At 43.6% G+C, this 20,165-nt stretch carries 19 protein-coding genes and 1 tRNA gene; 6 read left to right on the top strand and 14 right to left on the bottom strand.

All coding sequences use genetic code 11. The features are described from left to right. Window positions 1-29: 29 nt before the first annotated feature. The 8 genes from KDM92_RS16055 to KDM92_RS16020 form a co-directional block, all read right to left on the bottom strand. Window positions 30-119, bottom strand: a tRNA-Ser gene (locus tag KDM92_RS16055). A gap of 127 nt (window positions 120-246) precedes the next feature. Further along, window positions 247-2,280 (bottom strand): putative bifunctional diguanylate cyclase/phosphodiesterase, encoded by a 2,034-nt coding sequence (locus KDM92_RS16050; protein WP_212685435.1) that lies wholly within the window; start codon window positions 2,278-2,280, stop codon window positions 247-249. Beyond that, window positions 2,280-3,461: an EAL and HDOD domain-containing protein gene (locus tag KDM92_RS16045; protein WP_212685434.1), complete on the bottom strand. Its 1,182-nt coding sequence runs from the start codon at window positions 3,459-3,461 to the stop codon at window positions 2,280-2,282. Before KDM92_RS16045 ends, KDM92_RS16050 begins: the two co-directional genes overlap by 1 nt. Window positions 3,462-3,653: 192 nt before the next feature. Next, window positions 3,654-4,919, bottom strand: a complete 1,266-nt coding sequence (gene hemW, locus KDM92_RS16040; RefSeq protein WP_212685433.1) for a radical SAM family heme chaperone HemW — start codon at window positions 4,917-4,919, stop codon at window positions 3,654-3,656. Next, complete coding sequence (rdgB, locus tag KDM92_RS16035) at window positions 4,916-5,500, bottom strand: RdgB/HAM1 family non-canonical purine NTP pyrophosphatase (protein WP_212685432.1); 585 nt, start codon at window positions 5,498-5,500, stop codon at window positions 4,916-4,918. The genes hemW and rdgB overlap by 4 nt, the downstream gene beginning before the upstream one ends. 130 nt (window positions 5,501-5,630) lie before the next feature. Further along, entirely contained in the window at window positions 5,631-6,362 is a 732-nt protein-coding gene (gene rph / locus KDM92_RS16030; RefSeq protein ID WP_212685431.1) for a ribonuclease PH, read from the bottom strand. Between the two features lie 4 nt (window positions 6,363-6,366). Then, complete coding sequence (locus tag KDM92_RS16025) at window positions 6,367-7,299, bottom strand: PP2C family protein-serine/threonine phosphatase (RefSeq protein ID WP_189346690.1); 933 nt, start codon at window positions 7,297-7,299, stop codon at window positions 6,367-6,369. A 118-nt stretch (window positions 7,300-7,417) separates the two neighbouring features. After that, window positions 7,418-8,431 (bottom strand): serine/threonine protein kinase, encoded by a 1,014-nt coding sequence (locus KDM92_RS16020; protein WP_189346689.1) that lies wholly within the window; start codon window positions 8,429-8,431, stop codon window positions 7,418-7,420. Window positions 8,432-8,627: 196 nt separating this feature from the next. Between KDM92_RS16020 and KDM92_RS16015 the strand changes: the two genes are divergently transcribed. From KDM92_RS16015 to KDM92_RS16000, 4 genes are read left to right on the top strand one after another with little or no spacing between them, the layout of a single operon-like run. Next, entirely contained in the window at window positions 8,628-9,545 is a 918-nt protein-coding gene (locus KDM92_RS16015) for a YicC/YloC family endoribonuclease (RefSeq protein ID WP_230408384.1), read from the top strand. Window positions 9,546-9,582: 37 nt separating this feature from the next. Next, complete coding sequence (gene gmk, locus KDM92_RS16010) at window positions 9,583-10,230, top strand: guanylate kinase (protein WP_212685430.1); 648 nt, start codon at window positions 9,583-9,585, stop codon at window positions 10,228-10,230. A 9-nt stretch (window positions 10,231-10,239) separates the two neighbouring features. After that, the gene (rpoZ, locus tag KDM92_RS16005; protein ID WP_189346687.1) at window positions 10,240-10,443 is read left to right on the top strand and encodes a DNA-directed RNA polymerase subunit omega; all 204 of its coding nucleotides are present in this window, start codon (window positions 10,240-10,242) and stop codon (window positions 10,441-10,443) included. A gap of 45 nt (window positions 10,444-10,488) precedes the next feature. Then, window positions 10,489-12,792 (top strand): RelA/SpoT family protein, encoded by a 2,304-nt coding sequence (locus KDM92_RS16000; RefSeq protein WP_212685429.1) that lies wholly within the window; start codon window positions 10,489-10,491, stop codon window positions 12,790-12,792. 6 nt (window positions 12,793-12,798) lie between these two features. Here KDM92_RS16000 and greB read toward each other — a convergent pair whose 3' ends face one another. Next, window positions 12,799-13,356: a transcription elongation factor GreB gene (greB, locus tag KDM92_RS15995; protein WP_212685428.1), complete on the bottom strand. Its 558-nt coding sequence runs from the start codon at window positions 13,354-13,356 to the stop codon at window positions 12,799-12,801. 343 nt (window positions 13,357-13,699) lie between these two features. Between greB and KDM92_RS15990 the strand changes: the two genes are divergently transcribed. Together KDM92_RS15990 and KDM92_RS15985 are read left to right on the top strand one after the other, a co-directional pair. After that, a complete protein-coding gene (locus tag KDM92_RS15990) occupies window positions 13,700-14,347 on the top strand; it encodes a response regulator (protein ID WP_212685427.1) in 648 nt (215 codons plus the stop codon). A 75-nt stretch (window positions 14,348-14,422) separates the two neighbouring features. Next, window positions 14,423-16,087: a GGDEF domain-containing protein gene (locus KDM92_RS15985; protein WP_212685426.1), complete on the top strand. Its 1,665-nt coding sequence runs from the start codon at window positions 14,423-14,425 to the stop codon at window positions 16,085-16,087. Between the two features lie 186 nt (window positions 16,088-16,273). On the opposite strand, the gene KDM92_RS15980 is transcribed toward KDM92_RS15985, so the two are convergent. From KDM92_RS15980 to KDM92_RS15960, 5 genes are read right to left on the bottom strand one after another with little or no spacing between them, the layout of a single operon-like run. Further along, entirely contained in the window at window positions 16,274-17,023 is a 750-nt protein-coding gene (locus tag KDM92_RS15980; protein WP_212685425.1) for a cephalosporin hydroxylase family protein, read from the bottom strand. After that, a complete protein-coding gene (locus KDM92_RS15975) occupies window positions 17,020-17,835 on the bottom strand; it encodes an NAD-dependent epimerase/dehydratase family protein (protein ID WP_212685424.1) in 816 nt (271 codons plus the stop codon). The genes KDM92_RS15980 and KDM92_RS15975 overlap by 4 nt, the downstream gene beginning before the upstream one ends. After that, entirely contained in the window at window positions 17,832-18,320 is a 489-nt protein-coding gene (locus KDM92_RS15970) for an acyltransferase (protein ID WP_212685423.1), read from the bottom strand. The genes KDM92_RS15975 and KDM92_RS15970 overlap by 4 nt, the downstream gene beginning before the upstream one ends. A 21-nt stretch (window positions 18,321-18,341) precedes the next feature. Then, window positions 18,342-19,562: a methyltransferase domain-containing protein gene (locus tag KDM92_RS15965; RefSeq protein WP_212685422.1), complete on the bottom strand. Its 1,221-nt coding sequence runs from the start codon at window positions 19,560-19,562 to the stop codon at window positions 18,342-18,344. Further along, entirely contained in the window at window positions 19,559-20,128 is a 570-nt protein-coding gene (locus KDM92_RS15960) for a dTDP-4-dehydrorhamnose 3,5-epimerase family protein (RefSeq protein ID WP_212685421.1), read from the bottom strand. Before KDM92_RS15960 ends, KDM92_RS15965 begins: the two co-directional genes overlap by 4 nt. Window positions 20,129-20,165 lie beyond the last annotated feature (37 nt).

The following is a 20,165-nucleotide window of genomic DNA, read 5'->3' as shown; positions in this document are numbered from 1 at the left end:
CCTTGAAAATCAAGGGCTTTTTAAGATCTTGGCGGAAGCGGTGAGATTCGAACTCACGAAGGGCTCTCACCCTCGCTAGTTTTCAAGACTAGTGCCTTCAACCACTCGGCCACACTTCCGTCTTTACAACTAAGAAACAACTTGTTTTCACAAGTCATCTTCTAAGCCCGAAATTATATCTGATATTTGCAGTTTGAGGAGGATTTTTTATTATTTATCTCGAATATTTAAAAAATCAGATCAGACTTAAGCAATTAATGTAGGCAAACTGATTTTCTTTGCGATCAAATCAGTAAAGACGTCGACGTTTAATGGGCGCGAAAATAGATACCCTTGAATCTCATCACACCCCATCTTTTGCAAGAATGCGAACTGTTCGCGGTTCTCCACACCTTCTGCAATAACGCGATGTTTCATTTGTTTTGCCATACTGATGATGGCGCTCGCGATCGCGCAATCATCAATATCATCGGGAATCCCTTGTATGAATGAACGATCAATTTTTAGAGTATCAATCGGGAATTTCTTCAGATAGGACAAACTGGAATATCCCGTACCAAAATCGTCCAACGCCAACTTGACTCCTAAGGCAGTGATTTCTGACATAATTTTCACGACACCTTCGGCATTCTGCATCAACATACTTTCGGTGATTTCCAATTCTAACCACAGCGGCGAAATTTGATGTCGATGTAAAGCTTGTTGAACTCGTTCGGCTAATGAGTCGGTAAATTCCTTTGCGGACACATTCACAGCAATTCGAAATGGCGCAAATCCGGCATCTTGCCAAATCCTTGCTTGCGCGCAAGCTGTATCAAGAACCCAAGCATCAATTTGCAAAATCAAATTGGTTTCTTCTGCAATCGATATAAACTCAATCGGGGAAATAATCCCATCCTTGGGATGTGCCCAACGAATTAACGCTTCAGCGCCCAAAACTTGCCCCGAATGAATATCTACCTTGGGCTGATACAAAAGAAAAAACTCATCGCGTTGCAGCGCGCGCCGCAAACCAGACTCAAGATACAAGCGACCAGCGATCATGCGATTCATTTCAACATCATAAAATGCGTAGCTACCACTCGCCTTCTCACTTTGTCGCTTAGCTTTGAACATCGCAATATCGGCTTTTTGCAATAAGCCTTCAGCATCTGAACCATCTTGCGGATAGATGCTGATACCAATACTAGCTCCCAGACGAAGTTCGTGCCCATCGACCTGAAAAACACTTTCCAATGTCGCCAGCATTTTCTGTGCGACTAAACCGGTATGAAAGTGCTGCTTAATGTCGTGCAAAGCTACCGCAAACTCATCGCTACCCAAACGTGCGATCACATCATTTTCGCGTAATGTTGATCGAAAACGTTCGGCTACTTGCTGCAACAATAAATCACCAATGCGATGCCCGAGTGTATCGTTTATTGGTTTAAATCGATTCAGATCGATAAACATGACCGACATCGCAACTTCATTGCGTTGGCTCTGCTGTAGCGTGTTATCGATCAACTTCTTGAACAAAGTACGATTTGGCAGATCAGTCAAAGGATCGTAATACGCGAGATGATTAATTTTCTCTTCTGAGCGCTTTCTTTCGGTAATGTCACTCAAATAGCCGATCATGCCTATTGGTTGAGATTTCTCATCGAACAAAGTAGACAGACTGAGGCTAGCCCAAAAAATCTCACCTGTTTTTTTGCGCCGACGCACTTCCATTTCACGGCCACCATGTTGGAGAAACACATCGTGAATAGAGGCATCATCACTCTCTTCCGCATCGTATAGAAATAAAATATTCTGACCGATTGCTTCGTTAGCGGTGTAGCCAAATAATCGCTCAGCGCCCAAGTTCCAGCTCAAAATAAACCCGGCCAAATCCATCGTAATCACGGACTCATGAATTTGATCCAGAATTTGCGTATGAATTGATTGCGCCCGTATGGCGCTATCAAAACGCGCATGTAAAGCCAAACGTGAATGAAACAATTTAGCAGTTAGCGCAGTAAGAAAGTTGAGTTTTTCTAAATCACTTTCTGATATGTGCCCTTGTTTGCCGGATAAAACATAATAATTTTCAGCGCAGATTTGTCGGTACACGACTTGCCTCGAATCCGGCAATTGTCGGGTAAAAGCGAGTTCGCAATCAAAGAAAATCACTTTAACTAAACGACTCACTGCACGATTCACCGCTTCAACTAAATTCTCATCTGTGTGATAAAGAATCGCCTCACAGAGTTCTGTGCCCAAAGTGAAATCGTGTTGTAAGTCAATCGTTGGGCGCATCACATATCCTGGCAAACTTGATTTACCCAGCAATAGGCGTAAATCAAATTTTCATAGTATGTATCAATGGATAGCTGACACTCCTGCATTCTTGTTTCATGTTCATTCGAAATCGAACGATCAGCTAACTCGACCAAACGCAAGCTTTCTCCAAGCTTGCCGCTTCTCTCCAATAAAGCATCGCGTACTTCATCAGATAAACTCAGCGGTTTCACAATTTCCCACAGAGGACAGGCAAACAATAAATCCAACAGAGAAAACATGCCGACCATAAACGCAGCATCTTGCGCATCGCGGTCGCCACCTTGTTCACGACAAATCGCTTCCATCATCGCAGCACGATATGCTGCTCTGAGCATGAGCGGATTCAGACTGGTGCCTTGTGTGCTCTGGCGCGCATAAAGTAACAACTGCAGCCATCTTTGCAATTGCCGACGCCCTAACAAATTAATCGCTTGCACAAAACTATTGACCTTAACTGTCTGTGCAAATGCCGCCGAGCTAACCAACTTAAACAACATAAATGACAAAGTTGGATCTTGCTTAAAAAGATTTTCCAACTCTTTCGAGTCAGCGTCTTTGGAAACAAGTCCCAATAGCTTTAATAGGCGTGAACGTGCAGTTGGATCCGCACTGCGAGCTTGATTGGAACTTGAAAAAGCAAAATCACCGGAGAAAAAACTAAACCCAGCACTTTGCGCTTGTTCAAAATTCTGTGTCGAATGCAAATTCTTTGCCAAATGCTGGCTATGCTGCAAGTTCATCAACCAAGGTTGTATGTGCGATGGAATTCCTTTTTCACCATCGATTGCAATCCCGCGCGTATCCGGCCACAGCAACTGCGATTTCGAGCAAAATTCATCCATCATAACTCTAACGCCAGATTGATGCAGATGCTTCAATATTTGTTGTGCTTCTTTAGTGTCACAGTTAGCTTCTTTAAAACACAGAACCACATGCTTACTGTATTCGCGCGTTTCGAAATCGAGAGGTAGGCTTGAAGGATGATCGAAGGGTACAAAAAATAAAAGCGAGGAAAGTTTGTCAAAAAAATCAATTTGACTTAAATACGCTAAAAACTCTAAGGATTGCGCGTCATTTTTTTCAATAAAACTCGGTAACAAACCAAGTATTTTTTGTTGATTGCTGACTATTGGCAGTAAAGTAGCAATTGGAATCATTAAATCCACGTTCCCTAATATCTAATTTTTAAGATCAAATGCTGTAAAGCAATTTATAGCTTGATAGTAAGTTGAAATTTACACAATTGCAAGCGCATTTCTCAGCTAAATTAGAAAATCTTAATTTTTATTCTGCCTACCCATCAAAGTGAGGTTTTTATGAGTGAATCTAATAAAAATTAAGATTGCCGATTACAAAAATAACTCTTGCAAATCGTTCAGAAAACGTCGTCCAAGTTCAGTTGGTCGAATACGAAGATGATCTCGTTCAATCAAGCCGCGTGACTCAGCTTGATTCAGTACGCCCTCTATTGAATTGATCAATAAACCTGTCCGCTCATAGAAAAGCCCCGTATCAAACCCTTGATTCAATCGCAAAGCATTGAGCATGAACTCAAATGGCAGCGCGTCTTTTGTTATCTCATGACTTTCTTGAATCGCATTCCCTAGGCTAGCCGCTTCCATGTAGGCTTTCGGTTGCTTATGCCTCACTTGACGAATGATTCGATTAGGAAAAGACAGTTTGGAATGTGCTCCTGCACCAACACCTAGATAATCACCAAAATTCCAATAATTCAAATTATGTCGCGATGCATGATTTGGTTTGGCAAACGCCGACACTTCGTAATGTTGGTATCCCGCATCCGCCATTCTTATCTGAATTTGCTCTTGCATTTCCGCACTCAAATCATCATCAGGAATTGCTGGCGGAAATTTCGCGAAATAGGTATTGGGCTCCAAAGTCAAATGATAAAGAGATAAATGATTTGGATGAAAACTGAGTGCTGTCTGCAAATCTGCAATTGACTCTTGCAAACTTTGACCGGGTAATGCAAACATCAAATCTAAATTGAAATTTTCAAAGTTTTCTTGTGCAATCGCGATCGCACGACGTGCTTCATCTCCATTATGAATTCGACCTAACGCGCTCAAATGTCCAGAGTTAAAACTTTGAATCCCTATCGACAAACGATTGACTCCACTCACGCGATATTGCTTAAATTTTTCCGCCTCAAAAGTCCCTGGATTGGCCTCCATTGTAATTTCTGCGGCAGAATCAATTGGTAGCAAGGTGCGAATATCCGACAACAATCGATCCAAACCCGCAGCCGACATAAGACTGGGAGTACCGCCACCAATGAACACGGTGTAAATTTTACGTCCCCAAATTAAAGGCAAGGCCGCTTCCAAATCGGCTCTTACCGCACTTAGGTAAGCGGATTCATCAAATTGATTTTTGACCTCATGTGAATTGAAATCACAATACGGACATTTCTTCACACACCAAGGAAAATGGACATATAGCGAAAGTGGTGGCAAGGCACTAAGATTCAAAGCGCCAGCTGACAAATAATGGCTTTGCACTTGCGCTGGAATATCACTCAAATTCTGCTGCCTGTCTCTTCCAATTTCATCGGCGTTGACTGGAGAAATTGGTATCGGCTTAATCGGGATCATTGGAGTTTTTTGAGTAATTCTTGTAAGGCTTGAGCGCGGTGTGAAAGAAGATTTTTTTGCGTGGCGTCGAGCTCTGCAACGGTTTTATCGAGCGAAGGCAGATAAAAATAAGGATCATAGCCAAACCCACCCTCGCCTCGCGCTACGTCAATTATCTGTCCACGCCATGTTCCATCTGCAATAACAGGCTGTGGATCATTCGCGGAACGCACATAGACCAGCACACAATAGTAATAAGCAGAACGATCAGTGTGCTCAGCCAAAGCTTCGATCAATTTCAGATTGTTGCGCTGATCTGATTTTGGTTCACCTGCATATCGAGCAGAAAACACCCCAGGCGCTCCGCCAAGCGCATTGACACAAATCCCAGAATCATCCGCTATCGCCGGCAAACCGGTGAACTGCGAAGCATGGCGCGCTTTTGCCAACGCGTTTTCAACAAAAGTGAAAAATGGTTCGGGCGCATCCGGCACACCCAGTTCAGCTTGCGCATGAAACTCAAGACCTAGCGGTGCAAGAATTTGTTGGAACTCTCTTAGCTTACCTTGGTTGTTGGAAGCTAAAACAATTTTTTGATTCATGGATTTTTTCGTTCTTTCAATGAAGTCAGACGCCGAAAAAAAGCATCGACACATATTGGCAATTCAATCAGAACAGAGTCGTTCTAAGCAAAAGTTCATGCACAAAACGTACTTCTCTTTTTGTACGCTATCAAGAAATTGAGAGCGCTTGCTTTTGCTTCACGATGATTTGTTGAATTCCCGCTTGCGCCAAATCTAATAATTGATTCAAAGCCTGGCGATCAAAGGCTATGCCTTCGGCAGTTCCTTGCACTTCAATGAAATGACAATTCTCATCCATCACCACATTCATATCTGTGTCGCAATTTGAATCTTCTGCATAATCCAAATCCAACACAGGTGTGCCATTAAACACACCAACAGAAATCGCAGCCAAGAAATGCTTTACTGGAATAGCGGCGATTGATCCTTGCGCGTGTAATTTTGTAAAAGCATCATACGCGGCGACCATGGCACCCGATATCGCAGCTGTGCGCGTGCCACCGTCTGCTTGAATCACATCACAATCTAAATGCAAGGTGCGTTCGCCAAAATTTTCTAGATCAAATGCTGCGCGCAATGAACGCCCGATCAAACGCTGAATTTCTTGCGTGCGCCCAGATTGCTTACCTTTTGCCGCTTCTCTATCCATACGCGTATGGGTTGATCGCGGCAGCATTCCATATTCTGCGGTCAACCATCCCTGCCCCTTACCTTTTAAGAAGCCGGGCACTTTCTCTTCAATCGAAGCGGTACAAATTACTTTTGTATCACCAAATTCAACCAGAACAGAACCTTCTGCATGCTTGGTAAATTGACGTGTAAATTGAATTTCTCTTAGCGCATTTGCTACGCGCCCACTTGGGCGTAAAAAATCAGACATATTGTTAACTCTTGTTTGTTAGTTTCGTAGAATTATGAATTGCATTGCGAATCTCATTGATCGCTTTTTCGATTTCTTCGTCATTGAAAATATCATCTTCAACCGGATCGTCGCCGTCCATCGGGACTTGAATCGTAGTCGCAATCGAACCAATTGGTAAGGTGTTGGTAGAAATGATCGACGAGTTTTCGAGGATGTCATTTCCTTCCCACATCATTGCCAACGCGGTCGCATTGTCACCTTGACGCCCAGCGATCTCGACTGCGGAGCGAACCAATTCTGGAATGGCACGAACAATCGTTTGCTCGTGCAATCGTTGCGCCAAAACATGATCTGGTAACACTCCCCATAGACCATCAGAACACAGCAAAATCAAATCACCCGCTTGTAGTGAAGCACGGCGAGACAATTCAACGATCGGGGCATTTGGCGCACCAAGACAATTAAACAATTTATTTCTATCAGGATGCGTATTACGCTCTGATGGATCAACTTTGCCTTGCTCAATCAGTGTTTCTAAACGAGAGTGATCTTTGGTACGCAATAAAATCTGGCCATCACGCATCCAATATAAACGTGAATCACCACAATGCGCCCAGTACGCATTTCCATTTTGAATCAAACACGCGACGATCGTTGTCCTCGGTGTCTCAGGTAGATTTTTTAATTGACGAAATCGGTGGATTTCATTGTGTGCGGATAAGAAGCCTTTTTCCAAAAAACGTTCTGGCTTATCGATCATTGGATGAGCTTGCTTCTGGAACAAACTACCGATCGTTTGCATCGCAATCGTGGCCGCCATCTCACCCATGATGTGACCACCCATTCCATCCGCCAACAGCAATAAAATCGCATCTCGGGTAAAGCTGTAGCCCATGCGATCCTGATTAACCTTGCGTCCGCCGATATGACTTTCTTGATAGACTGAAAAGCGCATAAATTTACTGTTTTTAATGAGTATAAAAGCTTAGAACTTCACCAATACCGATTGCCACTATCCACTATAAGAAACGCCTTGCTAAATGGAACGCTTGTTCAGTTTGTGAAAGTAAATATCAAGAAATCGTGTCCTCTTGGATCGTCGTAAAATCTCTATCGTCTGAATTTTTTCCATTCTTCCCGATCAAAGAGGAAATCTTTAATTTCGCTCTTTCAAAGAATCCAATTTCACGCTGTGGTGGCGCTTTGGTAGACAGTGCTTTTTGTAGCGCAAAGACACTTTGTGGTCGCTCCATCGGATCGAGTTTTAAACACATACGCACCACATCGATCAACTCGGCTGAATAAGTGCCTTCTAATTTTTTGTAATGTGCTTCCATCTTGTCGTTTGTTTTGCGCTGATCAGATGGTTGCGGTGGCGCACCGACCATGCAAGCAAACATTGAGGCGCCGATGCTATAAATGTCAGTCCACGGGCCAAGATTACTGTTTTTCACATATAACTCGGGAGCAGCAAAACCCGGCGTATACATTGGATACAACTTAGGCATATCGGTTTTGAGAGTTTGACGTGCAGCGCCAAAGTCCAACAGAATTGGCGTGCCGTCCATGCGCAAATAAATATTGGCAGGCTTCAGATCGAGATGCAGCAATTTGTTGGTATGCACCTCACGCAGACCATTCATTACCAAATTAAACATTTTACGAATGAAGCGCTCCGATACCAAGGGTTTTTCACCTTTGTCACGACGTCGTAAAATATGTTCTTGCAATGAGCGCCCTGATTCGTAAGCCATGACCATATAAACTGTCTCATTGGCGCGAAAAAAGTTGATAACGCTGACCACATTCGGATGAGAGATACGCGCTAAGGCGCGACCTTCTTCGAAGAAACACTTCAATCCGATTCGATAGACTGGAAAATTTTCAGCAGAAATTGCAGGTACTAGTTCACCAACCTGACGCAAGGCTAACGAACTTGGCAAATACTCCTTAATTGCCACCGCGTTGCCATCTTCGTCTGACGCCAGATAAACAATACTAAAGCCACCAGAGGCAATTTTCTTTACAATACGGTATCCGGCAATTTCTAAACCATCCGGCAAAGGTGCATTATTTTGTGCAGCCATAATAATTGTGGTCCTATATGATTCTGTGTGATCCCTTGCGATCCAGCCGAATCACGAAAACGACTGAAGCAATTTAGCTAAGGAAATACTTTACGCATTGTACAGCGTCACTTTTACTGCATCGATATTTGCAAGATAAATAATCAATCAATCATTCGCAATTCGCATAATCGCAACACGAAACAAAGGAATTCAATTGAGCATTTTTAGCATGACTGGTTACGCTACCAGTACCAAAGAAACTGAGAACGGCACAATAACCATAGAAGTGAAGAGTGTCAATTCACGCTTTCTCGATTTACAGTTCCGCATCAATGACGAGTTTCGTGCGATTGAACCCTTGTTTCGTGATGCACTGACAAAAAAAATCGCCCGTGGCAAAGTAGAGTGTCGCTTTAGCTTCGGCAAGAAAAGTGCAGATAGCAAACAAAAAACACTGAATCAAGCGCTCTTGATTCAATTAAAAGAATTTCAAGAAAGCTTAAGAACTAGCTTCCCAAGCTCTGCTGAATTAAGCATGAATGATCTGCTCCGTTGGCCTGGCGTGATTGAAGAAGCAGAAATTAATTCTGACAATTTGCAAGAAAACATCAACCAAGTTATTGAGCAGACCATACAAGACTTTATCCAATGTCGAGAGCGTGAAGGTGCCTCGCTAGCCAATGTGCTACTACGCTGCGTCGATGAAATGGAAGCGATCGTTACAAAAATCACACCACTATTACCGACTGTACTTCAACAATTCCAACAAAAAGCTGTAAACCGACTAGAAGAAGCGCTGGGACTCGCGCTTGACAAACCTGATTGCGCCGCTGCGCCAAGCATCTCTCGCGATGAAGTGATGGATAGAATTCGACAAGAAGTCACTATGTACGGCATTCGCATTGATGTGAATGAAGAGCTGGCTCGCCTCTCTGGACATTTGGCTGAAACCCGTCAAATTATTAAAAAAGGTGGTCAAGTTGGCAAACGACTCGACTTTATGATGCAGGAACTTAATCGTGAAGCAAACACTTTAGGATCAAAGGCAGCACTCAAAGAACTCGCCGACGCGTCGATGGAATTAAAACTTTTAATCGAGCAAATGCGCGAGCAAGTCCAAAACCTTGAATAATCGCACCTCTTTTTACCAATTAAATACATAAAATACCATGCGAACTAGTCCACTTACCTCTGGTAGCTTGTTTATGGTTTCTGCCCCCTCTGGTGCAGGCAAATCGTCCCTCGTTAACGGTCTCTTGAAGTTAGAACCGAAACTTAAATTATCTATATCGTTTACAACCAGACCACCACGACCCGGTGAGGAAAATGGACGTGAATATCATTTCATTACACCAGATGATTTTTTAATACGCAAAAATCGTGGAGAATTTTTGGAATTTGCTGAAGTGCATGGCAATTATTACGGGACTTCGAAAATTCTCATTCAAGAGGCGATGCAAGCAGGCACCGATATTTTGCTAGAAATTGATTGGCAAGGTGCCCAACAAGTCAAAAAACAGTTCCCATATGTCGCAAGTATTTTTATTTTGCCGCCGTCAATCGAAGCACTCGAAGAGCGTTTAAATAAACGCGGTCAAGACTCGCAAGAGGTGATAACACGTAGAATTTTAGCGGCGGGAGGCGAAATGGCGCACGCTCCAGAGTTCGAATATGTTATCATCAACCAAGATTTTGAATTAGCGTTATCAGAATTGAGTGCTATCGTTAAGGCCACTCGCTGCCGAACCTCGCAACAAATCGTGCGGAATGCCGCTGTGTTCTCCCAGTTAGGCATACAAATCACTACCTCGTTTTAAGGAAATATCATGGCTCGTATTACCGTTGAAGACTCTCTCAAACAAATCCCAAATCGCTTCCAATTGACTTTGTGCGCTACTTACCGCGCGCGCCAATTGTTGCAAGGTCATACACCAAAAGTCGAAGCGAAAAACAAGCCGACAGTAGTTGCCTTACGCGAAATCGCGGATGGCAAAATTGGCATTGAAATGTTGAAAAAAGTCCCATTCTAATTTCGAATTGCGCGACTAAAGTGAAACGGCCATGGATAACAAGTTATGAATTTGCAAGACGACAAATTATCTATCGCCGTTCCAAGCCAAGCTGAGTCAGCGTCAGTTACGGCTAGCATTGCCAGTAGCTCTGCCAACTCGGCAAACACAAAAAAACCTCGCATCAACACCCACGCGTCAAGTACACCAACGCCAAGCACCGCGGTTGCATCCATTACCGATTTAACCAACCGTCTATCTGAATACCTTTCACCTGCAGACTTAAAACAAGTCAAAGAAGCCTATCGCTTTTCCGATGAAATGCACTTAGGTCAGGTTAGAAAATCTGGCGAGCCCTATATTTCGCATCCAATTGCGGTAGCCGAAATTTGTGCAGAATGGAAGCTCGATGTGCAAGCAATCATGGCGGCTTTGCTGCACGACGTGATGGAAGATCAAGATGTCAAAAAAGAAGAATTAATTGAGCGCTTTGGTGCACCAGTAGCAGCACTGGTTGATGGCTTATCAAAATTAGAAAAAATAGAATTTCAAAGCCACATCGAAGCACAAGCAGAAAATTTCCGTAAGATGCTATTAGCAATGGCACGTGATGTACGTGTTATCTTGGTCAAGTTGGCAGATCGGCTACATAACATGCGCACACTTGGTGTGATGTCGCCCGAAAAACAGCGCCGCATTGCAAGTGAAACGATGGAAGTTTATGTCCCGATTGCACATCGCTTAGGGCTGAACAATATTTACCGCGAACTGCAAGATTTATCCTTCGCACACATCTACCCTATGCGTTATCGGACCTTAGCAAAAGCAATTAAAGCTGCACGGGGAAATCGACGCGAAGTAGTCAATAAAATTCTAGCAGCAGTCAAAACGACGCTAGCCGATGCGGGTCTAGAAGCACAAATAGATGGCAGAGAGAAAACCCTGTACGGGATCTACTGCAAAATGCGCGATAAGCAACTTAGTTTCTCGCAAGTGCTAGATATTTACGGGTTCCGTATCGTCGTCGATAATTTTCAGAATAGTTATTACGCACTCGGTACTTTGCATGCATTGTATAAACCAATGCCTGGCAAATTTAAAGACTATATCGCTATTCCAAAGTCAAATGGATACCAGTCACTCCACACAACCTTGATCGGCCCCTACGGAACACCCGTCGAATTTCAAATTCGAACCAAGGAAATGCATCGCGTTGCTGAGTCTGGTGTTGCAGCACATTGGCTATACAAAAACGAAGATGCGAGCCTGACTGACTTACAACAACGCACGCATGCATGGTTACAGTCTTTACTCGACATCCAAAAACAAACTGGTGACTCCGCTGAATTTTTGGAGCACGTCAAAGTCGATTTGTTTCCTGATTCGGTCTATGTGTTCACACCAAAATCAAAAATTTTTGCTTTACCTCGTGGCGCAACGGCGCTGGATTTTGCTTACAACATTCATACCGACATTGGTGATCAAGCTATCGCCACAAGAATTAACAACGAGCCAGTTCCACTTCGAACAGAATTGAAAAATGGTGATATCGTCGAGATCATTACTTCACCAAACTCTCGACCAACACCGAATTGGCTAACCTATGTGCGCACCGGAAAAGCACGCTCTGCGATTCGTCACTATCTAAGAACGATTAATTTGAATGAATCGACCGAGCTGGGCAAACAACTCTTAGCACAAGCTTTGGTCTCGCTCCATTTAAATCCTGATCTGCCTGATACCCTCATCGACAAATTACTCAACGAGTCGAGTGCAAATACCTTAGAGGAATTGCACACAGATATCGGCATCGGCAAGCGGATGGCTGCACTTGTTGCGCGTCACATCTTGGATTTGGTAGAGAATGATTCTCCTTCTATTCCATTCCAACATATCGGCGATGAAAAACTGAGCAAACCCGACCCAGTGATTATCTATGGTAGCGAAGGCGTTTCAGTGCAATTATCACCCTGTTGTTTACCAATTCCTGGCGACAGCATCGTTGGTCAATTGAAGCGTGATCAAGGACTGGTCGTTCATAGTAATGACTGCAAAAATGCGAAACGCTTACAAGTAAAAGAACCAGATCGCTGGATCGATGTCACATGGGGAGAAGACTTAAATCGTCGATTTGATTGTCGTATTTCTGTAATCGTCAATAATGAGCGCGGCGCATTAGCGCGTATTGCCGCAGAAATTGGCGAAGCCGATGCAAATATTATTCACGTCAATATGGAAGACGGCGAATCAAAAGATATGACGAAGATTTACTTCACAATCCAAATTGTTGATCGCGTACATCTCGCGAGAATTTTACGCAACGTCAAACATCTCAATGGCGTTAGCAAAATTCGTCGCGAATATGCGTAAGAAAGACTAGCTAGATCGCTGCGGGTATTGCACATCTAGAATCACTAATTCCTCTGTCCCTTGTGGGGTTTTCAAACTAACCGCATCACCGACCCGCGCTTTTGTCAGCGCCCTTGCTACAGGTGAGATCCAGCTAATTTTGCCGTTTAAAGGATCAAACTCATCTACACCGACGATGCGAATAACTGTGACATCGCCGTGCTGATTTTCATATTCAACCGTTGCACCAAAAAAAACCTGATCCGAACCGTAATGAACACTAGGATCAACAATTTCAGCAAGATCAAGACGCTTTGTTAAAAAACGAATTCGTCTATCAATCTCGCGCAAACGACGCTTGCCGTAAATATAGTCACCATTTTCAGAGCGATCTCCGTTCGAAGCTGCCCACGATACGATTTTCACCACTTCTGGCCGCTGATTATCGATCAAGTCTAATAATTCAGTTTTCATTCTTTGATGCCCTTCTGGCGTCAAATAATTTTTTACCCCTGGAGGAATGGGTGGCGCGCCGAACTCTTCATCGTCGTCTTGATCATTTTCTTTCACAAATGCTTTACTCACTTCACGTCTCTCATTGTCTGTTTCAAGGCATCAAAAATAATGATGACTAGGGCCTAATTTTACCTTGATACAAGCGACGTACTCGATAAGTTGAAGCAAATCCTTTAGCGCACTTTATTTCCATGGTGCATCATGCAATAATGCTCAGAAACTCGGCTACTCTAAATACTCAAATCATCGACAAACTGGTTTGCGTACTTAAGGCAAAAAAGCAGATTCGCATTCGCTATGCGCCAATATTCTTATTGAATTTATAGGGGATATTCCGCTAGTGACGCTACAATAAACCCAGCATTGAGAGTAAGCTTAAAGCGATAGGCACTTCACCAAGAAAGACGTATGCATGACAAAAAATGCCCGCATTAAATTAATGATTGTTGACCCTCATCCTGTAGTACGTGCTGGCATTCGTTTTTTTGTTCAAGACCATATCGACTACGCAATCGTTGCGGAAGCAGTCTCTGGACAAGATGCGATTCGCATCGCACGTCAAACTGAAATCAACATTATGTTGATCGAGATCGCACTAAATGACCGTAATGGCATGGATGTGATCAAACAAATCAAACGTGAATTCCCTGATATCGCACTCATCGTTTTTTCTTCCCACCGCGAAGATCAATATGCAATTCGCGCACTTAAAGCAGGTGCCTCTGGATTTTTGAGCAAACAATGTGATCCAGAAGAGTTGTTGACTGCAATTAATCAAGTCGCATCTGGACTTAAATTTATCAGTCCAGAACTCGCGCAGGAAATGGCGAATAACTTGAATAACGAACATGCGAACGAGCCGCACAAACTACTATCCGATCGCGAGTATCAAACAATGATGATGATTGCCTCAGGAAAAAGTGTCAGCGATATCGCGCGCGAATTATCCTTGTCAGTAAAAACCATCAGTGAATATAGGGCTAGAATTTTAATCAAGATGAAATTACGCCACAACGCAGAGTTGACACACTATGCGATTAAGAATGAACTGGTAGAATAAAACCTTCGTTTGCACTGAGCCTCGATCTAGCTATTTTCAGCTGCGAGCTTGGCTGCACTTTGCTGAAAGAACGTCATGTCAGACAAGCCCAATAATTCAGTGCCAAAAACGCCGACCGATATCGCACGCGAGACATTTAAACGCCTGGCAATCGAGCGTATTGCCCCTACACCAGCGGCATACAAAAAGCTGTACGTGGAAATATCTGGTGTCGACGATGACGAGCCTGTGAAAGTTGAAGTTCCCAAGATCAATTCGATCAACACGCTGGATCCTAACGAAGCAGAAAATCTGCTCTCCAAGTTTGCAAACAGCTTACAAAAATCTAGTGGGGAACTCGCCAATTTTGGTCATCGATTTAGTCGCGCATTAAAAGCTAAAGACTGGGATGACTTTAGCAAGGGCTTAAACGAACTAGCGAGCAAAGTCGGAAACAAACCTTCGATCAGTTTAGTTGATCCTGTCCCTCCCACACCAGCGACGGTAAATGCATTACCTAAACGAATTTCACTAGTCGATGACGAGTCAGAAGAAAATCAAACAGAGAGCTTACTCAAAGATTTGTTATTCCGGACCCTTGGAATGGCGCTGAGCTCTCTACTCAAGCCCAACCCTGCACTCGCTGCAGAATCCGAATCACTCGCCAATGCAGTAAAAACTGCCTCAAGTGAAGCAGAATTCAATAGTATCAATTCACGACTAAAACAACTGTGTTTTCAAATTGAACTAAAAAGTGGCGATACCGCAGAACAGCAAGAACTCTTACTGCGCTTGTTTTCACTCCTATTAGAAAATGTCAGAGAACTTCTCGATGATGACAACTGGTTACGCGGACAGATCGAAGTCGTACAAAACCTGATTGCAGGCCCGATTGATCATCGGGCGCTACAAGAAGCGACTCGCAGCCTAAAAGATGTCATCTACAAACAAGGTGCGTTAAAGCATAGCTTGGCAGAGTCAAAAACCTCGGTCAAAAATATGATGGCGACATTTATCGATCGACTTGACGTGATGACGAGCACCACCACCAATTACCAACAAAAAATTAGTGGCTTCTCAAAAGAAATTAGTAATACACGTAATACTGCAGAAGTAGAACATATCATTCGTGAAATCTTGAATGAAACAGAAACGATTCAATCTGAAGCGAGCCGTTCACAGCAAATTATGCTTGCTGCACAAAAAGAGGTCAAAGAAGCAGAAATTCGTATCAAAGAATTAGAAGATAAACTAAGCCAAATGAGCGAACTCGTCAGAGAAGATCAATTAACTGGCAGTTTAAATCGTCGTGGCATGGATGACATATTTGAACGTGAAGCAGACCGCGCAGACCGCCGTGGTACGAGTTTATGCATCGCCATGCTTGATTTGGATAACTTCAAAAAACTGAATGATACGCATGGTCACGCTGCAGGTGATGAAGCCTTGATTCATGTCGTGAGAATCGTCAAACAAACACTGCGATCCATCGATGTCATCGCACGCTATGGTGGCGAAGAATTTCTCATCGTCATGCCAGAAACCAGCTTGGATGAAGCTGCAAAGGCCATGACCAGAGTGCAAAGAGAACTCACAACACACTTCTTTACCGCAAACGACCAACGCCTATTTATTACATTTAGCGCTGGTGTCGCTCTACGAGTACCGCACGAGGCACAAGATTCTGTGGTGAAACGCGCAGACAAGGCGATGTATGAAGCAAAAAAAACCGGCAAGAATCGGGTTATTGTTGCACAGTAAGGCACTAAACAATGATGCCAAATGCCATGCAGTCCTTCCATTTACCAAGATTTTTTCTATACCTGATAAAGTCAAAATGCTAGATTCCCAAGTTCATGGAAATCTAGCATCAGAAAAATCTCACTAATCAGTAGTCAGTATCACGACATTTTTACACGTTGTTAAGTAACGCCAGCTCTACTCGGCTTAAGCAATGCGCTTCAAAAAACCATCCGGTGCGACAGTGATCTGCAACTTGTGATGCATACTTTTATCAATCACAAATTCATTATGCGATTCAAGATAAGTATGTACTGCTGTCTTAGGGCTATTGCCAGGACTCCAAGGACGATTATCAAAAACATCTGCAGGAACATCTTCCACAAATGTATCAAATACCACGCAATAGCTATCCTTGCTAACCAATCTAGCATAAGCGTTTAGCTCAGCCAACACATGCTCATGCGTGTGATTCGAATCCAAGAATACCAATACTTTCTTTTTATCTGCGACCAGTTCTTCAACTTGACGAACAATCTCGGGTGCTACGCTTGAACCTTGTAGCATTTTGATCCGCTTGGACATCGGATGCTGCAAGATCGCTTCACGATTATGTTCTCGAATATCAATATCAACGCCAATGACAAAAGCATTCGGGTTACCACCGCAAGTAGCATTTAATTCTAATAACGAAGCTGAGTAAATAATTGAGCCGCCGTGCGCGATACCAGTCTCGATAATCACATCAGGTTGCACTGTCCAAATCAATTCTTGCATCGCAACCATATCAATGGGATTTTGAATAATAGGACGGCCTAACCAAGAAAAATTATAGACATACTGGCGACGCATGCTTTGTTCTAGCCAATCTCTCGATTGTTTTTGAAACTCAACATCACTTGCTAGTGCTTCAATGCGTGCTTCTCGCTCTTTCTCAAACTGCTGTATCGGATTCATATCGCCTCGCCGTAATATTGAAGAAGACTTGGCAAATCCTGCACCAAATCATGCGTTCTAAAACCAACTATGGATTCTACTTTTTTTGTCTCTATACGCGGAAATTTTATTGCAGGCGCATTCGCTTGAAACTCGCAAATTACGCCAGCACTTGTCAAAAAATCGGCAATCATTCGATTCGAAACATTTCGCCCGGAAGCTAAATTAAAAATACCCGTCGCATCGTGCAATGCAATCTGTGGTAGTGCCAACACGACGTCCCTCACTGAGACAAAATCTTTCTCCGATTCTGGCGCGCTAACAAACTGCACAGATTTAAAACGCGCCGCTGCGCTCAAAATCTCTGCCAAAAAATTCTGCGGCGGCATTTGCTCCCCATAGACATTCGAAAGCCGCACAACCTTCACTGAGCGACCACTTTGCAAACACAAGCTTTCACCCATCAATTTGGATAAGTTATACAGATCACCCGCAATTTCAGGATTGACTATAAGCGCCCCAGTCTCAGCGGTTGAAGACGCATTCGCATAGACACGTGTGCTCGACAAATAAGTCAGTGAATCAAACTGCGCAATTTGCAACCACCTCGACAAATAACTGACGTGCGCTTCAACCGTATCGAATGGTCGTTGTCGAAAATCTGCAGTTAATCCTGCGCAATAAAATAGATGTCCGTAAGCACGATTAGCCTGCGGTTGTGCATCTCGCGCAATTACTTCACAAGTCCAGCCAATACTACGCAGATGCGCAAGCAAGTGGCTACCAACAAATCCACGCGCACCAATCAGCGTTGCATGCAAATCCTTCGTCATTCACGCCATCCTAAGTGTCGCAGAGGATTCCCTGCTTGTATCGAATAAGCAGGGATTTCTCCTCTCACTAACGAGCCAGCGCCAATCACGCAGCCAGTACGCAAAATTGCACCATCCAAAATGATGACGTTTGCGCCTATCCACACATCATCCTCAATCACGATGCCACCGCGACTAGGTAAAAATCCTTGCTGGTTGATTTTGCGAGATTTATCTTTATACGCATGATTGACTGGCGCAAAGGTACAGTTTGCTGCGATAGCAACGTCGTTGCCAATACTTATTCCATTTCCGGTGTAGAGAACACAACCCGAGTTAATCACCGTTCTTTCACCGATGACTACATCGCCTGTACCACCAGCGGGTTTCACTTTGACAAAGCTGTCGATACTCGAATACGCTCCAATCACAATGCGCGTACCGCGGGTGGAATCTTCGATATCGGCGAATTTTGAAATTTTCGCTTGCGGATGAATCTCAATCAAAGTGATGCCCCTTAATCTCAATCAAAAAATTCGCAGTTGTGGAATCGCGATAACAAATTGTGCGCCCCACTCTCTTACAAATGATAATTCTTGCGTGATTTCTTGTTCTAAATTCCACGGAAAAATAATGACTCGATCGGGACGATGCTGCCGTAAATAATCGATATCAACAATCGGTATACGACTGCCTGGCAAATACTTCCCTTGTTTTTGCGGATTTTTATCAACTACGTATTCAATTAAATCACTACGTATTCCCGCAAAATTTAACAAGGTGTTGCCCTTTGCGGCAGCCCCATAGGCAGCAACCAGTAATCCCTCACGCTTAAATTGAATTAACTGCTCCAGCAAAGCATATTTAGCGCGATCGGCATTATTCTGCAATCGTAAATAAAATGCATCACCTAACATTCCAGCAGCTTCTTCTTGCTGAAGACATTCCTTAACACGATCTGAGACTAGATGATCTGAGCCTGCTTGAGCAAAAACACGTAGACTACCGCCGTGAGTAGGCAAGAATTCGACATCAAATATATACAAACCATTTGCTTCAAATATTTTTTTAACCGCTGTTAAAGATAAATATGAATAATGCTCATGGTATGCCGTATCAAATTGATTGAGATTGACCATATTCAACAGATGAGGAAACTCAAAGGTCGCTACACCAGTTGGCTTCAACAATTTCGCAAACCCACGAACAAAGTCATTGATATCAGGCACATGCGCCAGCACATTATTTGCAGCAATCAAATCTGCCTGTCTGCCCTCTAAACTTAATTGAGCAGCAAGCGACTCTCCAAAAAATTCTTCAATGATATCTATTCCACGTTGTTTAGCCGCCGCAGCAGTGCTGCGAGTAGGCTCAATACCGTAGCAAGGAATACCGACGGCTTGTACATACTGCAGAAGGTAACCATCATTAGCAGCTACTTCCACCACCAAGCTTTTCGAATTCAAACTAAAGCGTTGCTGCATCGTTTGCACATAATGCTTTGCATGGGCTAACCAAGAGCTCGAATAAGAACTGAAATAAGCATAGTCTTCGGTGAACAAAGACTCACGCTGAGAAAAATCCTCGGTTTGTACCAAATAACAGGATCGGCACAACAGCAATTTCAATGGAAAATAAGATTCAGGCAGCGACAACTGCGCTTTGCTTAAATACGAATTTGATGGCGGCGCAGTAGCTAGATCAAGACAAACGAAATCAAGCTGGCTCGAGCAATGACGGCATTTCACAGTTTGACTCCTTCAAAATTCTCTGTCATAAAAGCGAACCCATTGTCGCGCTCCGACCTTTGCGTCACGGACAAAGGCCAGGTCAAGCCGAGTCGAGTATCAAAGGCGTTCAATCCGGCTTCATAATCCGGGGCATATTTCGCACTATGGCAGTAAAACATATCGACCTTGTCAGTTAAAGTTTGAAAACCATGTGCACAGCCTGGTGGAATTAACAAGCTTGTTTGATTTTGGGCAGAAAGCTCTATCGCGACATGCTGAAGAAAGCTGGACGAACCATGTCGGACATCAACCACCACATCCCAAACTGCACCTGCGAAACATGACACAAGTTTGCTCTCCGCATAAGGTGTCAACTGATAATGCAAACCTCGCACTGTTCCTTGCTGCGCTGTAAAGCTATGGTTGATCTGAGCAATTGGCCCCTCCCATCCAAGTGTTTGCATCGTATCTGCACAGAAAATCCGCTCAAAAAAACCACGCTGATCCCCACGTTTGATGCGCTCTACCACATAGAGCCCAGAAATCGCAGTCGGCTTAGCAACTAACCCATTTTGTCCGCTCACATTAGGCCCCTAAATCCATGTTCACTTTAACTTGCAG

Origin of the sequence: Affinundibacterium baiyunense (assembly GCF_018139645.1) — a bacterium.
In the GTDB taxonomy this organism is placed as follows: Bacteria; Pseudomonadota; Gammaproteobacteria; order Burkholderiales; family Burkholderiaceae_D; genus Undibacterium; species Undibacterium baiyunense.
This window is presented reverse-complemented; position numbering and strand designations above follow the sequence as displayed.

Bases quoted from the DNA above. Each gene is read 5' to 3' on its own strand.
- KDM92_RS15990 (WP_212685427.1), top strand. From the start codon at position 13,700: ATGACAAAAAATGCCCGCATTAAATTAATGATTGTTGACCCTCATCCT.
- KDM92_RS16050 (WP_212685435.1), bottom strand. From the start codon at position 2,280: ATGCGCCCAACGATTGACTTACAACACGATTTCACTTTGGGCACAGAA.
- KDM92_RS16020 (WP_189346689.1), bottom strand. From the start codon at position 8,431: ATGGCTGCACAAAATAATGCACCTTTGCCGGATGGTTTAGAAATTGCC.
- KDM92_RS15985 (WP_212685426.1), top strand. From the start codon at position 14,423: ATGTCAGACAAGCCCAATAATTCAGTGCCAAAAACGCCGACCGATATC.
- KDM92_RS15980 (WP_212685425.1), bottom strand. From the start codon at position 17,023: ATGAATCCGATACAGCAGTTTGAGAAAGAGCGAGAAGCACGCATTGAA.
- KDM92_RS15975 (WP_212685424.1), bottom strand. From the start codon at position 17,835: ATGACGAAGGATTTGCATGCAACGCTGATTGGTGCGCGTGGATTTGTT.
- gmk (WP_212685430.1), top strand. From the start codon at position 9,583: ATGCGAACTAGTCCACTTACCTCTGGTAGCTTGTTTATGGTTTCTGCC.
- KDM92_RS16045 (WP_212685434.1), bottom strand. From the start codon at position 3,461: ATGATTCCAATTGCTACTTTACTGCCAATAGTCAGCAATCAACAAAAA.
- KDM92_RS16000 (WP_212685429.1), top strand. From the start codon at position 10,489: ATGAATTTGCAAGACGACAAATTATCTATCGCCGTTCCAAGCCAAGCT.
- rph (WP_212685431.1), bottom strand. From the start codon at position 6,362: ATGTCTGATTTTTTACGCCCAAGTGGGCGCGTAGCAAATGCGCTAAGA.
- KDM92_RS16025 (WP_189346690.1), bottom strand. From the start codon at position 7,299: ATGCGCTTTTCAGTCTATCAAGAAAGTCATATCGGCGGACGCAAGGTT.
- rpoZ (WP_189346687.1), top strand. From the start codon at position 10,240: ATGGCTCGTATTACCGTTGAAGACTCTCTCAAACAAATCCCAAATCGC.
- rdgB (WP_212685432.1), bottom strand. From the start codon at position 5,500: ATGAATCAAAAAATTGTTTTAGCTTCCAACAACCAAGGTAAGCTAAGA.
- hemW (WP_212685433.1), bottom strand. From the start codon at position 4,919: ATGATCCCGATTAAGCCGATACCAATTTCTCCAGTCAACGCCGATGAA.